The organism is Pseudomonas sp. B21-021, from assembly GCF_024749205.1.
Taxonomy (GTDB): domain Bacteria; phylum Pseudomonadota; class Gammaproteobacteria; order Pseudomonadales; family Pseudomonadaceae; genus Aquipseudomonas; species Aquipseudomonas paraglycinae.
In genome coordinates this window covers 3270078-3285092 of record NZ_CP087192.1, presented here as the reverse complement: position 1 = coordinate 3285092, position 15015 = coordinate 3270078, and the positions used below count along the sequence as shown (strand labels likewise).

Below are 15015 nucleotides of genomic sequence, written 5' to 3'. Positions count from 1 at the left end.
GGCCGGTCACTGACACATGAAAGGTTTCATGCAACCGCGTTTCGCCCTGGCACTGTTGTATTGCGCAATGGCCGACTCGGCATTCGCCAGCGGTTTTCTCGACGACGCCAAGACCGAAGTGCTCAGCCGCAACTTCTACCTGAGCAACGACTACCGCTCGCCCTCTCCCGCCGGGAAAAACTACAAACAGGAATGGGCTCAGGGGTTTATCGGCACTTTCGCATCCGGTTTCACCGAAGGAACCGTTGGATTTGGCCTCGATGCCCACGCCTTTTATGGTCTGAAACTCGATGGCGGCAAAGGGCACTCCGGCACGGGACTGTTGCCGGTGGACAGTGACGGCCGTAGTGAAAGCGACTATTCCAGCGCCGGTGGTGCGCTGAAGTTGAAGACTTCGACGACCACCCTCGCCTTCGGTGAAATGACCGTGGAAACGCCGGTGTTCGACACCTCGGACAAGCGCCTGCAACCGGAATATGCCACGGGGTTTCTGCTCGACAGCCGCGAGATCGATAACGCGCGCGTTGTGGCCGGGCGTTTCACGACGTTCAAGAATCAGGACAGTTCTTCCGGCAAAGGCGACTTTCAGGGCTATGGCGCCAGCACCCAAGGCGAAAGCATCAGCTTCATCGGCACCGACCTGTTCAGCGACAGCCCGGTGGGCGGTGCGCTGTATGCGTCCGACCTGAGCGACACCTGGCGCCAGTACTACGCCAACCTGCATTTCAAACAGTCCGGTCTGCTGCTCGACGCCAACGTCTACCACACCCGCGACACCGGTCAGGCACTGGCCGGCGACATCGACAACACCGCGTTCAGCCTCTCGGGCAAATACACCTTCGGTGCCCACGCGGTGATGCTCGGCTGGCAACGCATCAATGGCGACACGCCGTTCGATTTTGTCGGTGGCGATTCGATTTACCTGGCCAACTCGATCAAATACGCCGACTTCAACGGTGCCCACGAGCGCTCCTGGCAAGCGCGCTACGACCTCGATCTCGGGGCCTTCGGCATTCCCGGGCTGAATTTCATGACCCGCTACGTCGCCGGCAGTCATATCGACGGCACCCACGCGCCCAAGGGCGGCGCCTATAACCCGTTTGACGCGGACAGCGGCCAATACCAGCCACAGCAAGGGGACGGCGGCAAACACTGGGAGCGCGACATCGATCTGCGCTACATCGTCCAGTCCGGCGCGGCCAAGGATCTGTCGCTGCAGCTGTCCCATGTTTCGCACCGGGCCAACAGCGCCCAGGCGGGCGATGACATCGACCGGATCTACGTGGTGATCCAGTACCCGTTGGGCTTTTGAGGGAAATTGGCGGAAGGCAGCCGGAGTCGAACCTGCCCGGGAACGGATGCCGTCCCCAACCGGGTTTGAAGCCCGGCCGCGCCACCGGGCGCGATTGCCTTCCTTGAACTCAGTCGGCGCCGGGGTTGGCCAGCGCACTGTCGATGCGGATTTGCCGGCCTTCGCCGGCGCGCCGGGTCAGGCCCAGCCGATCGAAGTATTCAAGGATCTGAATACTGCGCTTGCGTCCCAAGCCTAGCGCATCGCGGAATGCCGTGACTTCGATCTGCGGATTTTCTTCGGCCAGGCGCAGCAGCACTGCCGCCATTTGCCGCAGCGTGATGTCGGTGACAAACAGGTCGCGCACCACTTGATGCATCACGCCAAGGCGCGCCAGTTTGCGCAGCAGCAAACGCACGATCGCATCTTCCTGACCGACGACTTTCGCCACATCACGAACCCACGGCGGATCGAAACCAGCCTGCTCGAACAATGGCTGCAGCGCCTGCCACAGGGTTTCGTCGTCGGCGCTCAGGCGCACCTGATGATCTGGCAAATGCAGCCACGGGCCGCTGGCGACCAGTGAACCGGCGCCGAGCAGTTCTTCCAGCAGGCTGATGAAGGTCGCGCGTTCGAGGCTCAAACCGCTGAAACGCCGCAGACGGTCGCGGTCCGGGCCCATCTGATCGGGCTCCAGCTCATGAAAGCGCGCCAGCTGTTCCAGCAAAGTGAACTTGAGCATGCCCCAGCGCTGCGCATTGAACAGCACCGGGCCCTGACGGGTTTCGATCAGGCGAACGTTTTCCGGCAGTGACCAACTGTCACGCGGACGATTGAACTGGCGCTCCAGGCGCTGCGGATCGAGGCCGCTTTCGCTGTATTCCAGCAGCGTCGGCAAAGCCTGTTCCAGCTCGGAGCTGATCGCCAGCACACGCAGTTGCGCCAGCCGTTCCGGGCTGCGCCGTTGGCGGGCCGGGGCGAAAGGATCGAGCACACGCCCGCCGCCGAGCGTTCGCTGGGCGCTGGCGTCACGCAGGATCAGCGGATCACCGTGGACGCCGTGCACCGGGACGTTGGTCAGCAGTTGCGCAAACATGCGCTCGCCAGGTGCCAGGCTTGAACCCTCCAGCAAGGCGACCCGGGCGATCACGTCCTGCGTGCCGAGGTGCAGGTGCACTGGCTGGAAGTGCTGGAAAACCCGCTCGCCCGACAGCAGCCGGAATTCGATATCCAGCCGCTGGGTCGGTGCGTGCCATTCGGCGAGCAACCATTGGCCGCGATGGATCTGCCCGAGTTCCAGACGATCCGCGCTGATGTTCAGGGCCACACGCTGGCCGGCGAAGGCTTGTTCGGCGGCTTGATTCTGCGCGTGCAGGCCCCTGACCCGCACGGTTTTGCCCGCCGGGCCGAGGCTGAGTTTGTCACCGATCGCAACCGAGCCCGAAAGCGCCGTCCCCGTCACCACGATACCGGCGCCGGCGACACTGAACGCGCGGTCGATGGCCAGGCGAAACCCGCCTTCGCGACTGCGCTCCTCTGCGTCTATCTCCAGCAATGTCTGGCGCAGCGCATCGACGCCCTCGCCCGTCACGCTGGAAACCGTCAGCAGCGGCGCTTTGGCATAGGGGCCGGATGACAGCAGGCTTTCAACTTGCCGGCGAACCTCGTCCACCCTGCCCGCCTCGACCCGGTCGCACTTGGTGATCGCCACCAGCGCCCGTGGAATGCCCAGCAGCTCGACAATCGCCAGATGCTCACGAGTCTGCGGCATCACGCCGTCATCCGCCGCCACTACCAGCAACACCAGATCGATGCCTTGCGCGCCGGCCAGCATGTTGTGGGTGAATTTCTCATGGCCCGGCACGTCGATGAAACCGCTCAGCCCGGCGCCGGGCGCCAGTTCTGCGTACAGATAACCGAGGTCGATGGTCATCCCGCGCTCGCGTTCCTGCGGGCGGCGGTCGCCGGTTTGCCCGGTCAGCGCTTCGAGCAGTGACGTCTTGCCGTGGTCGATGTGCCCCGCCGTGCCGACGATCACGTTTGCAACTGCCCGAGTTGCGCCTGCCACGCCGGCTCATCGTCGAGTGGCCGCAGATCCAGCCACAACGCATCGTCATCGATACGCCCGAGCACCGGGATCGGCAACGCGCGCAGCGCGGCTTCCAGATTCAGCAGACAACGTCCGCGCAGGCGTTTCGAAACTTGCGGGCGCAGACACAGCGCCGCGCTTGGCAGGCGCGCCACCGGTTGGCTGCCGCTGCCGATCATGCCCAACGCGAGCTCCGCCGTGACGGTCCAGCCCTCGCCCAACAGTTCGGACAAGGCCGGTTGCAGGCGTTCGGCCTGGGCCAGAATCTCGGCTTGTGGGCGGGTCAGCAGACGCAGGCTCGGCAAACGCTCGGCCAGCCGATCCGGGTCGCGATAGAGCCCGAGTACCGCTTCCAGTGCGGCCAGCGTCAGTTTGTCGACCCGCAACGCGCGTTTCAGCGGGTTCTTCTTGATCTTCGCGATCAAGTCCTTGCGCCCGACGATCACACCCGCCTGCGGCCCGCCGAGCAGTTTGTCGCCGCTGAAGGTGACGATGTCGGCGCCATCGAGCAGCGCCTGACGCACCGTCGGCTCCGCCGGCAGGCCCCAGCGGGTCAGATCCAGCAGGCTGCCGCTGCCAAGATCTTCCAGCAGCGGCAGGTCATGTCGATGGGCCAACGCCGCCAGTTCGGCGGTCGGCACCCGGGCGGTGAAGCCTTCGATGCTGTAGTTGCTCGCGTGCACGCGCATGATCAGGCCGCTGCGTGGGCTGATTGCCGCTTCGTAGTCGCGGGCATGGGTGCGGTTGGTGGTGCCGACCTCGTGCAGGCGCACGCCGGCGCGGCTCATGATGTCGGGGATGCGGAACGCGCCGCCGATCTCGATCAGCTCGCCCCGGGAAATGATGCCTTCCTTGCGCGCGCCGAGGCTGTTGAGGGTCAGCAGCACGGCGGCGGCATTGTTGTTGACCACCGTCACGGCTTCGGCGCCGGTCAGTTCAAGGATCAGGCCTTCGATCAGGTCGTCGCGGTCACCGCGTTTGCCGCTGGCGAGATCGAATTCCAGATTCAGGGGATAGCGCGCCGCCAGTTGCACCGCTTCAATCGCTTCTTCGGGCAACAAGGCCCGGCCGAGGTTGGTGTGCAGCACGGTGCCGGTCAGGTTGAACACCCGGCGTACCTGGCTGCGCTGCTTGAGCGCCAGACGTTCGGCAACCCTTCCCGCCAGCGCTTCAGGGCTGATTTCAACGGCGGTCAATTGCCCCGCCAGCACGGCTTCGCGCAAGTCATCCAGTAACTGGCGAAACCCCGTCAACAGCGCCTCACGCCCATAACGCTCGGCCAATGGCTGGCACGCGGGGTGGCGCAACAGGCTGTCAATCGACGGTAACCGCAGGGCAACACTCACGGACATCAGGCACTCCCGAAATCGAAATACGCCTGATGATGTTAGACCACCCTGCTTCTAGCGCAGCGCGGCCCTCTGAACCGGCACATAGGTTTGACTCAGGTCCGTGGCCCAGCCATCGAGTACGGCCTTGACGTTATCGGGCGTCATGACCTGTTTGTCGTTCTCCAGCGGCACGCCCTTGCCCTTGCGCACCACCTCGGCCACGACCTCCCCGGTCGAACCGTCCTCGAAGGACACTTCCGTGGCGATCTCGCTGTCGCGGTCACGAATGCCGGTAGCGGTGCTCACACCCGCCGCCACAAGCGTCACCGGTAGCCATTCATAAAAACGCAGGCCCTGAGTACTCGCGGCAACCTGGGTGATGGCCGGTTTGACGATCAGCGTGTTCGGGCCGGGTTTCGACACCAGCGGCAGCACTTTACCCAGTTCCAGCCTGAGGGCAGCGTCGTAATAATGCGTCACGCCCGACAAGGTGCTTTGGGGAATGCGCGCCGAAGGCTGGGGCCGTGGATAGAACTGGCTCGGCGCCAGGTAAACCTGGGTGTAACGGCCCCTCGCCAATGTCGGGCTGACCCAGCTCAGAATCTTCTGCCCCGAAGCGGTCTGCGCTTCCTTGAGCACGCTGTAATCCCGTAGAAACCCGGCCTGCGGCTCCGCCGGAAGCTTTTTGCTGCTGCACGCCGACAGGCTGAGGGTGGCAGCAAACAACACGGCCAGTGAGCGATGGTTACTCATCGAGGGTGTTTCCTTTTCCAGGCGTGGACGTGGTTGTGCGGGGTGTTGTCGGAGCACTCGATGCGCAACTGGCCGTGGGTCATGATCCATTGGATGAATTCGGCGGTAGGAATCGTGTGCAGGTATTCGACCCAATGGGCTTCGGTCGGGCTGAATCGTTCGAAATAGCGGCGCAGGATCAACTGGCTCTGATCGTTGGCCAGCCCCAGGCACGTCTCCTGGAACAGGATCGGCGTGTCAGGGCCCGGTGCGGTGGTGCGCTGGGTCAGGATCAACGGGCGCACGGCGCCATGGTCCCGGGTGATGTAGCCGCTGTTCATGTCCTTCATGTTGAGCCCCCTTGGTTGGAAGGCGTGCAGAGTGCCTGCGGATGTTTGCCCGACGATGTCCGGCTGATGTCCGCGCTGAAGGAATGTTGCAGGATTGAAATATATGACCGGCGCATCGAAATGGTTTTAGATGCGCTTCTTTTGGGTTCATGGATTGCGCAAACGTGAGCAGATTGCTGATCGTCGATGACGACGGGGAAATTCTGTCCTTGCTGAAGAAGTTCTTCGTTCAGCACGGCTATCAGGTCGATGTCGCCGCCCATGGCGAGGCCATGTGGGCGGCTATTGCGCAGGCACGGCCGGACACGATCATCCTCGACCTGATGCTGCCCGGCGAGGGTGGCCTCAGCCTGTGCCAGAAAGTCCGGGCGCAGATGGGCATCCCGATCATCATGCTCACCGCCATGGCCGAGCTGAGCGACCGGATTGTCGGCCTCGAACTTGGGGCGGACGACTACCTGACCAAGCCCTTCGCCCCGCAGGAGTTGCTGGCCCGGGTACGCGCCCTGCAACGTCGGGTCGGTGAGAGCACGCCGTCCGGCGCCGAGCCTTCACGGCCGGTCATGGCCTTCGCCGGTTGGCATCTGGACATCACCTGCCGTGAACTGCGCTCGCCCGAAGGCGTGATGATTCCGATGTCCGCCGGTGAATTCGACCTGTTGCTGGTGTTGCTCGAACATCCGCAACGCATCCTGACCCGCGAACAATTGATCGACCTGACCCACGGCCAGGGCCACGACGCCTATGACCGCAGCATCGACGTGCAGATCAGTCGGCTGCGGCGCAAGATCGAACCGGACAGCAAACGCCCGGACCTGATCCGCACCGTGCGCAACGGCGGCTACATGTTCACTGCCAAGGTCAGCCGCTCATGATCGGCCGGATGCTGCGGCGCGACACCCTCAGCCGGCGGATTGCCCTGACGATCGTCGCGGCGATGCTCGCTTCGCTGCTGCTCAATGCACTGTTCGTTCAGGTCGCGGGGATCTGGGCCCGCCCACCAATCGAGCGCACCGGGCTGCTGGAACAGATCGCCGCCACTACGCGAGTGATCGAGGCCGCGCCGGCCACTTTGCGCCCACAACTGGCCAGTGCCGCCAGCAGCCCGATGCTTGAAGTGCTGTGGAAACCCCGTCGGGTCGACTTCGGTCTGCCGGGGGATGGCGAACAGGTCGAGGCTGGAAAAGTGCCGGCGCTGCGGCAGTTGCTCGGCGATGACCGACAGATCGACGTGTTCAACCCCGATGACTGGCCCGCCGGCAGCCCTCGCGCGCATTACATGGCGCTGGTGCGGTTGGCGGACGACAGCTGGTTGTCGTTCACGCCGCCGGAGCGCAGTTGGGGCCTGAGCCTGAACGTGCGGATTGCCGTGATCGTTGCCCTGGGACTGGTCGCCACGCTGCTGGTCGCCTGGCTCGCCACACGTCAATTGGCCCAGCCGTTACAGCGCTTTGCCCATGCCGCGCGGCGTTTCGGCGGGGACCTGAAAGCGCCGCCGATCCACCTCGAAGGCTCCCATGAAATCCGTCAGGCCATCGTCGCCTTCAACACGATGCAGGCGCAGATCCAGCACTTCATCGGCGAACGTACGCACATGCTCGCCGCCATCTCCCACGATTTGCGCGCACCGCTGACCCGGATGCGTCTGCGCAGCGAATTCATGGAAGACCTCGACCATCAGAGCAAACTGATCCGTGACATCGAGGAAATGCAATCGATGATCAACGCCGCCCTGGCGTTCTTCCGGGAAGACACTCACCTGGAGCAATCCACCGCGTTCGATCTGTCGGAGTTGCTGCAAACCATCGTCGATGACTACCGCGATCAGCACCTCGACATCGGTTTCATAGGTCCGGCACATGTGGTGTATGACGGCCGGCCGCTGGGCATCAAACGGGTCATCGTCAATCTGCTGGATAACGCCGTGAAATACGGACAGCGCCCGAGTGTGGTGCTGAGTTGCGATGACGCATCGATTCGCATCGAGGTCATTGACGAGGGGCCGGGGATTCCCGAGGACGCGCTGGAGCGGGTGTTCGATCCGTTCTTCCGTCTCGAGACCTCGCGCAACCGTGACACCGGCGGGGTCGGGCTCGGTCTCTCGGCGGCACGGGGAATCATTCGGGAACAGGGTGGCGAACTGAGTCTGCGTAATCGCCGCAGCGGCGGCTTACGCGCACGGGTTGAATTGCCCCATCGCTGAGGGTTATTCGTCGCCGGGTGCCAAAAGCAGATTTGGCGCCAAGCGCTGATAACCGTCCTGAGCCAGGCGCATGTCGAGCAGCAGACTGCCCAGATCCGCCGACAGCGCCTCGCCCTCCCCGTCGTTTTCCAGATACAGCAACTTCAGGTAGCTGTTGCAGCCCGGACAGACTTCGGCGCGCAACGGCGCCTGATTGGCGGCGTGGCGGTCATCCTCGAGGCTCAGGTATTCAAGCCCTTTGCTCTGCTCGCAATACACGCACTTGACCCGCACCACATGCCATTCGCAGGCGCACAGCGAACACACCAGATAACGCAGGCCGTTGTGCTTGCCGCGATGGCGGATCACCCCCGCCATGGCCGGCGAACCGCAGGCCGGGCACTGGCTGAGGCTGTCGCCGGGCGTCAGTTGCAGGTTTGGTGCGCTGAGCAGCCAGTGACTCCACGCCGCTTGCAATGCCGCCCCGAGAAACGGCACCAGCGCCGCCGGCACCAGCGAATACTGGCCGCTGACCAGCGCCACCGCCCAGGCGCGCAACTGGCCGGGGCTGGCAATACGCAGTTTGGTCACAGCTTCGACCACCGCTGGTTGTTCGGGAGCGACATAGCGCTGGAGCAAGGCTTCGAGATAAAGCTGCCAGGCGTCTTCGCGAATCAGGGTGTCGGCGGCGAACGGCGGCATGCCGTGTTGCCGACAGACTTCCAGCCGCTGTTCATCAAGCGGCGCGGTCGAGGGCGGGTCGTCGAGGATCTGTTGCTGGACATGGCACAAACCGGCGATCAAATGCAGGTAATCGGCCAGCGGATGCCCTTCGGCCAAGCGCTCAAGGCGCTGGGCCCGCAGCATGAACAGGTTGTGCGGCGGCAGGTGCAGAAACGGCGGCGAACTGGCCGCCGCTTCGATTTCTCCGGGTTCAAGGATGGTTGGCAAACGTCAGCCCTTTTTCGTGACCGGCCGCTCTGGCGGATCTTGGCTTTCCACCTCGCGATACCAGAGTGCATGGTGTTTCCTGGCCCAGGCGCGGCTGACCCAGCCGTGCATCATCGCGTCCACCGAGCCCTTGATCCAGATCCCGGCATAGATGTGAACGATGATGCTCAGGATCAGCACAAATCCCGCCAGTGCGTGCAGCAACATCGCCCAGCGGATCGTGGTGATGCCGAAGTAATGACTGAAATACGCGCGCCAGATCACCAGCCCCGTGAACAGCAATCCGAGCATGCACAGCAGTAAAGTCCAGAACAGCAGCTTTTGCCCGGCGTTGTACTTGCCCACCGCCGGCACGGTTTCCTCGTCGTTGACCAGCACCCGGTCAATGCGTCGCAGCCACTTCCAGTCGTTGTCGATGAAGAAGTTCGAGCGCCAGAAACGAAACACCAGGCCAAGGAAGAACACGAACATCAGCACGCCCATGAACGGGTGCAGGATCCGCGTCCACGGCCCGCCGCCAAACAGGTGGGTCAGCCAGAACATCGACGGATGAAACAACGCCAGCCCCGACAGCCCGGCCATGAAGAACAGAATCGCCACCAGCCAGTGGTTGGTGCGCTGGTTGGCGGTGTAGCGCAGGATCGTCTTGTTGCTCATGGCCGGCCCTCCCCGCGTGGGTCGAAGGTGTGCACCGCCGGATCGACGACGTGCACCGAGGTGTCGGGCGGTTCGGGATGTTCATCTTCCTCGACCCGGTTCGGGCCGATCCGCACGTAATGGAAGAACCCGGCCAGCACCGCCGCGCCCATGGCCAGCAAGCCCAGCGGTTTGCTGATGCCTTTCCACAGGCCCACCAGCGGACTGATCTCGGGGTTGTCCGGCAGACCGGCGTAGATTTTCGGGGTGTCGGCGTGGTGCAGCACGTACATGACGTGGGTGCCGCCGACGCCTGCCGGGTCATACAGGCCGGCGTTGTCGAAACCACGGCTTTTCAGGTCGACGATGCGTTCGGCAGCGTGGGTCTTCATGTCGTCCTTGGTGCCGAACACGATGGCGCCGGTCGGGCAGGTTTTCACGCAGGCCGGTTCCAGCCCCACTGCCACCCGGTCCGAACACAGGGTGCATTTGTAGGCCTTGTGATCTTTTTGCGAAATGCGCGGGATGTTGAACGGGCAACCGGTGATGCAATAACCGCAGCCGATGCAGTGGTCCTGATCGAAATCGACGATGCCGTTGGCGTGCTTGATGATCGCGCCGGGGCTGGGGCACGCCGCCAGGCAACCGGGCTCGGCGCAGTGCATGCAGCCGTCCTTGCGGATCAGCCATTCGAGGTTACCGGCGTCGGTTTCGTGCTCGGTGAAGCGCATCAGCGTCCATGAATCGGCGCTCAGATCCTGCGGATTGTCGTAGGTGCCGTGGTTGTGGCCGACCTCGTCGCGCAGCTCGTTCCATTCCGAGCACGCGACCTGACACGCCTTGCAACCGATGCATTTGGTGGTGTCGATCAGCTTGGCCACCTGTTCCTGGCCGCGTATCGAAGGCGCCGGGGTCGTGGTGGCCGAGCGGGCAATGATGTCTTGGCTGGCCATCTAAAGATTCTCCATCAGAGCTTCTCCACGTTGACCAGGAATGACTTGGATTCCGGGGTCTGTGTATTGCCATCGCCGAGGAACGGCACCAGGGTGTTGGTCAGGTAACCGTGGCGCGTCAGGCCGGTGAAACCCCAGTGCAGCGGAATGCCGATCTGGTGCACCACCTGATTGTTGACCTGCAACGGCCGGATCCTTTTGGTCACCACCGCCACCGCCTCAATGAATCCGCGCTTGCAGCTGACCCGCACCCTGTCGCCGGCAGCGATGCCCTTCTCCTTGGCCAGCACTTCGCCGATTTCCACGAACTGCTCGGGTTGGGCAATCGCGTTCAACTTGCAGTGCTTGCTCCAGAAGTGGAAATGCTCGGTCAGCCGGTAGCTGGTGGCGGCGTACGGGTAATCCTTGGCCACGCCGAGGCTGTCCCACACCGAATCGAAGATCCGCGCCGCCGGGTTGCTGGTGGCTTTCTTGTTTTCCGGATGCAGCGGGTTGATGCCGATCGGCGTTTCGAACGGCTCGTAGTGCTCGGGGAATGGCCCTTCGTTCATCTTGTCGACGGCGAAGAACCGCGCCACACCTTCGGGGTTCATGATGAACGGGTTCATCCCGGCTTCCGGCGGCACGTCGGCCTTGTAGTCCGGCACGTCGGTACCGCCCCACGTCTTGCCGTTCCACCAGACCAGGCGTTTTTTCGGATCCCACGGCTTGCCCGCGACGTCCGCCGAGGCGCGGTTGTACAGAATCCGCCGATTGGCCGGCCAGGCCCACGCCCAGCCCTGATGCTGATGCATGCCGTAAGGGTCGTTGTTGTCGCGGCGGGCCATCTGGTTGCCGGCTTCGGTCCAGCTGCCGCAGAAGATCCAGCAGCCGGACGCGGTGCTGCCGTCATCCTTGAGCTGGGCGAACCCGGCCAGTTGCGAATTGCCCTTGATCGCCGCACCCGTGGCGTCGGTGAAGTCAGTGGTGGCGTAGCCGTTGACCTCTTTGGCGATCTCTTCCGGCGAGGGTTCTTCGGCGATCTTGTACGGCCACGACAGTTTCAACAGCGGATCGGCGAATTTGCCGCCCTCGGCCTGATAGCGCTCACGCAGGCGCAGGAACAGTGCACTCATGATCTGCACGTCGGTGCGCGCCTCGCCGGGGCCGTCGGCACCTTTCCAGTGCCATTGCAGCCAGCGGCTGCTGTTGACCAGCGAGCCGTCCTCTTCGGCAAAACAGGTGGTCGGCAGGCGGATCACTTCAGTCTGGATGTCAGCGCTCTTCACATCGTTGAACGGCCCGACGTGTTCCCAGAACTGCGAGGTTTCGGTGGCCAGCGGGTCCATCACCACCAGCCATTTCAGTTTGGCCAGTGCCGCCATCACCCGGTTCTTGTCCGGCAACGCGGCAATCGGGTTGAAGCCCTGGCACATGTAGCCATTGACCTTGCCCTGCCCCATCAGATCGAACACCTTGAGGATGTCGTAGTTGGGGATGTCGAGCTTCGGCAAGTAGTTGTAGGCCCATTGGTTTTCGGCGGTGGCATTGACGCCGTACCAGGCTTTCATCAGGCTGACGTGGAACTTGCTGTAGTTCTGCCAGTAGGACAATTGCCCCGGCCGCAGCGGTACTTGCGTGCGTTTATGGATGTAGGCCGCGTAATCCTGCTCGGCGTCGGTCGGCAGGGTCAGGTAACCCGGCAGCGCGTTGGACAGCAGACCGAGGTCGGTCAGGCCCTGAATGTTGGAGTGCCCGCGCAAGGCATTGACCCCGCCGCCGGGCATGCCGACGTTGCCCAGCAACAGTTGCACCATCGCCGCGCTACGGATGATCTGCGAGCCGATCGAGTGCTGGGTCCAGCCCAGCGCGTAGAGAATGGTCATGGTCTTGCCCGGAATCGAGCAAGTGGCGATTTCCTCCCAGATTTTCTGCATCGCATCGACTGGCATGCCGCAGATCTGGCTCGCCAGGTCGATGTTGTAGCGGCTGTAATGCTGCTTCATCAGCTGATAGACGCAGCGCGGGTCCTGCAGGGTCGGGTCGACTTTGACGAAGCCGTCCTCGCCCAGTTCGTAACCCCAGGTGGATTTGTCGGTGTAGGTGCGTTTGGCCGCGTCGTAACCGGTGAACAGCCCGTCCTCGAAGCCGAAACCGGCTCTGACGATGAACGACACGTCGGTGTAGTTGCGCACGTATTCGTGCTGGATCTTGTCCTCGGTCAGCAGGTAATTGATCAGCCCGCCCATGAACGCGATGTCGCTGCCGGTGCGGATCGGCGCGTAGTAATCGGCCACGGACGCGGTCCGGGTAAACCTCGGATCGACCACGATCAGCCGCGCGGCGTTGTGCGCCTTGGCTTCGGTCACCCATTTGAAGCCGCAAGGATGGGCTTCTGCTGCGTTGCCACCCATCACCAGGATCAGATTCGCGTTGGCGATATCGGTCCAGGTGTTGGTCATGGCTCCACGGCCGTACGTCGGGGCAAGACTTGCCACCGTCGGACCGTGTCAGACACGCGCCTGGTTATCGAACCCCAGCATGCCGAGACTGCGCACCACCTTGTGGGTGATGTAGCCCGCTTCGTTGGACGCTGCCGACGCCGCGAGGAATCCGGTGGTCAGCCAGCGATTCACCGTCTGCCCCTGAGCGTTCTGCTCGACGAAATTGGCGTCGCGGTCGGCCTTCATCAGGTCGGCAACGCGGTCGAGGGCTTCGTCCCAGGTGATCCGGGTCCATTCGCTGCTGCCGGGCTTGCGCACCTGCGGGTACTGCAAGCGGCCGGGGCTGTGAATGAAGTCCAGCAGGCCCGCGCCTTTCGGGCACAGGGTGCCGCGGTTGACCGGGTGGTCGGCGTCGCCCTCGATATGGATGATGTTTTGCGCAACGTTCTTCGCGGCATCGCCCTGGCTGTACATGATCAAGCCGCAACCGACCGAGCAATACGGGCAGGTGTTGCGGGTTTCATGGGTGTGGGCAAGCTTGAAGTGGCGCACCTGCTCGGCGAAGGCCTGCGTCGGGGCCATGCCCAACGCGCCCAGGCTAGAGCCTGCAAGGCCGATACCGGCGACCTTGAAGAACTGACGACGGCTGAGATCCATCGTGCACTCCTGATCAGGTGGAACCCGGTACTGGTGCCGGGTTTGTTCTGGACAATCACGGTTGCGGCACTTGAGTGCCGACCTTTTCACTGTAGACAACGCCCCGGCCGGCTGTGTGAAAACCGACCGTCGGCCATTCATCGGTCACAAGTTCGCGCCCACAGGGGATGGGGGTTTATCATCGCCGGCACGACCCATCTCCGCCTTCAGAGACCGCGCATGACTTTCGATTTTGATCAGGTATTCGACCGCCACGACACCGGCAGCACCAAGTGGAGCCGCTATCCGGCCGACGTATTGCCGATGTGGGTCGCTGACATGGATTTCGCCGCGCCGCCGGTGGTCATCGAGGCGCTGCAGAAGCGCCTGCTGCACCCATTGGTTGGCTACAGCGTGGCCCAGGACAATCTGCGCGAGGCCATCGTCGCCGACCTCTGGAACAAGTTCGCCTGGCGGGTCAAACCGCAGGAGCTGATCTTCCTGCCAGGTGTCGAATCGGGTTTCAACATGGCGCTCAAGGCGCTGGTGCAACCGCAGCAGAACGTCGTGGTGCAAACCCCGAACTACCCGCCGCTGCGCCATGCACCGGGCCATTGGGGGCTGAACAAGGTCGAGCTGGAATTCAACGCCCAGGCCGACGGCACCTACGCCACCCCGCTGGACGCACTGCGTGAATCCCTGACCGGTGGCGGCGCCCTGCTGCTGAGCAACCCGCACAACCCGATCGGCAAGGTCTTTGGCCGTGAAGAACTGCAAGCGGTGGCGGACATCTGCATGGCGCAGGATGCCTGGATCATCTCCGACGAGATCCACGCCGAGCTGTGCTACGACGGCCGCGTACACATTCCGACCGCCTCCCTGAGCCCGGAAATCGCCCGGCGCACCATCACCCTGATGTCGGCGAGCAAGGCCTACAACATTGCCGGCCTCAAGACCTCGTTCATGATCATCCAGGACGCCGCCCTGCGCGAACGCGTCAACCACGCCCGCTGCGGGATGGTCGACAGCGTCAACCCGCTGGGCATGGAAGCCACGCGCGTGGCCTACAGCGAGGCCGGCCCATGGCTTGAAGCGCTGAAACACTACCTGCAAGCCAACCGTGACTGGCTGGTGGACGCCGTGCGCAACCGCTTGCCCGGCGTGACCATCAATGTGCCGCAAGGCACGTATCTGGCCTGGCTCGACTGCTCGGCGCTGGATCTGGACGACCCGCAGAAATTCTTCCTGGACCACGCCCGCGTCGGCCTCAGCCCGGGCCTGGATTTTGGCGATCACAGCCAGCAGTTCGTGCGCCTGAACTTCGGCTGTCCGCGTTCGATGCTGGAAGAAGGCATTGCGCGAATGGAGCAAGCCCTCAAGTCCCGGTAATCAAGTCAGGGCGAACCCAAGCGTCAATCCGATCGAACTCAGCGCAAACGGG

The 15015-nt window shown here is 63.3% G+C and carries 12 protein-coding genes and 1 tRNA gene; 4 read left to right on the top strand and 9 right to left on the bottom strand.

Annotation, left to right across the window (positions count from 1 at the left end):
* Positions 1-28 precede the first annotated feature (28 nt).
* The gene (locus tag LOY31_RS14575; protein ID WP_258711728.1) at positions 29-1312 is read left to right on the top strand and encodes an OprD family porin; all 1284 of its coding nucleotides are present in this window, start codon (positions 29-31) and stop codon (positions 1310-1312) included.
* A 7-nt stretch (positions 1313-1319) separates the two neighbouring features.
* On the opposite strand, the gene LOY31_RS14570 is transcribed toward LOY31_RS14575, so the two are convergent.
* The 5 genes from LOY31_RS14570 to LOY31_RS14550 all read right to left on the bottom strand — a co-directional run bounded on the left by LOY31_RS14570 (position 1320) and on the right by LOY31_RS14550 (position 5793).
* Positions 1320-1415 (bottom strand) — tRNA-Sec (locus LOY31_RS14570).
* A 6-nt stretch (positions 1416-1421) separates the two neighbouring features.
* Complete coding sequence (gene selB, locus LOY31_RS14565) at positions 1422-3329, bottom strand: selenocysteine-specific translation elongation factor (protein ID WP_258713605.1); 1908 nt, start codon at positions 3327-3329, stop codon at positions 1422-1424.
* Positions 3326-4732, bottom strand: a complete 1407-nt coding sequence (gene selA, locus LOY31_RS14560) for an L-seryl-tRNA(Sec) selenium transferase (protein ID WP_258711727.1) — start codon at positions 4730-4732, stop codon at positions 3326-3328. The genes selB and selA overlap by 4 nt, the downstream gene beginning before the upstream one ends.
* A gap of 51 nt (positions 4733-4783) precedes the next feature.
* Positions 4784-5464: a DUF3313 domain-containing protein gene (locus tag LOY31_RS14555; protein WP_258711726.1), complete on the bottom strand. Its 681-nt coding sequence runs from the start codon at positions 5462-5464 to the stop codon at positions 4784-4786.
* On the bottom strand, positions 5461-5793 hold the full coding sequence (locus LOY31_RS14550; RefSeq protein WP_258711725.1) for a hypothetical protein: 333 nt from the start codon (positions 5791-5793) through the stop codon (positions 5461-5463). The genes LOY31_RS14555 and LOY31_RS14550 overlap by 4 nt, the downstream gene beginning before the upstream one ends.
* 149 nt (positions 5794-5942) lie before the next feature.
* On the opposite strand from LOY31_RS14550, the gene LOY31_RS14545 reads away from it, so the two are divergent.
* Both LOY31_RS14545 and LOY31_RS14540 read left to right on the top strand, forming a co-directional pair.
* A complete protein-coding gene (locus tag LOY31_RS14545; protein WP_074690605.1) occupies positions 5943-6668 on the top strand; it encodes a response regulator in 726 nt (241 codons plus the stop codon).
* Positions 6665-7996: an ATP-binding protein gene (locus tag LOY31_RS14540; RefSeq protein WP_258711724.1), complete on the top strand. Its 1332-nt coding sequence runs from the start codon at positions 6665-6667 to the stop codon at positions 7994-7996. The genes LOY31_RS14545 and LOY31_RS14540 overlap by 4 nt, the downstream gene beginning before the upstream one ends.
* Positions 7997-7999: 3 nt before the next feature.
* On the opposite strand, the gene fdhE is transcribed toward LOY31_RS14540, so the two are convergent.
* From fdhE to fdnG, 4 genes are read right to left on the bottom strand one after another with little or no spacing between them, the layout of a single operon-like run.
* Complete coding sequence (gene fdhE, locus LOY31_RS14535; protein ID WP_258711723.1) at positions 8000-8926, bottom strand: formate dehydrogenase accessory protein FdhE; 927 nt, start codon at positions 8924-8926, stop codon at positions 8000-8002.
* Between the two features lie 3 nt (positions 8927-8929).
* Positions 8930-9583 (bottom strand): formate dehydrogenase subunit gamma, encoded by a 654-nt coding sequence (locus LOY31_RS14530; RefSeq protein WP_064381623.1) that lies wholly within the window; start codon positions 9581-9583, stop codon positions 8930-8932.
* On the bottom strand, positions 9580-10515 hold the full coding sequence (fdxH, locus tag LOY31_RS14525) for a formate dehydrogenase subunit beta (RefSeq protein WP_007951403.1): 936 nt from the start codon (positions 10513-10515) through the stop codon (positions 9580-9582). Before fdxH ends, LOY31_RS14530 begins: the two co-directional genes overlap by 4 nt.
* A gap of 14 nt (positions 10516-10529) precedes the next feature.
* Complete coding sequence (gene fdnG / locus LOY31_RS14520) at positions 10530-13595, bottom strand: formate dehydrogenase-N subunit alpha (protein ID WP_258711722.1); 3066 nt, start codon at positions 13593-13595, stop codon at positions 10530-10532.
* 219 nt (positions 13596-13814) lie between these two features.
* Here fdnG and LOY31_RS14515 point away from each other — a divergent pair, with 219 nt between their 5' ends.
* Positions 13815-14963 (top strand): MalY/PatB family protein, encoded by a 1149-nt coding sequence (locus LOY31_RS14515; RefSeq protein WP_258711721.1) that lies wholly within the window; start codon positions 13815-13817, stop codon positions 14961-14963.
* Positions 14964-15015 lie beyond the last annotated feature (52 nt).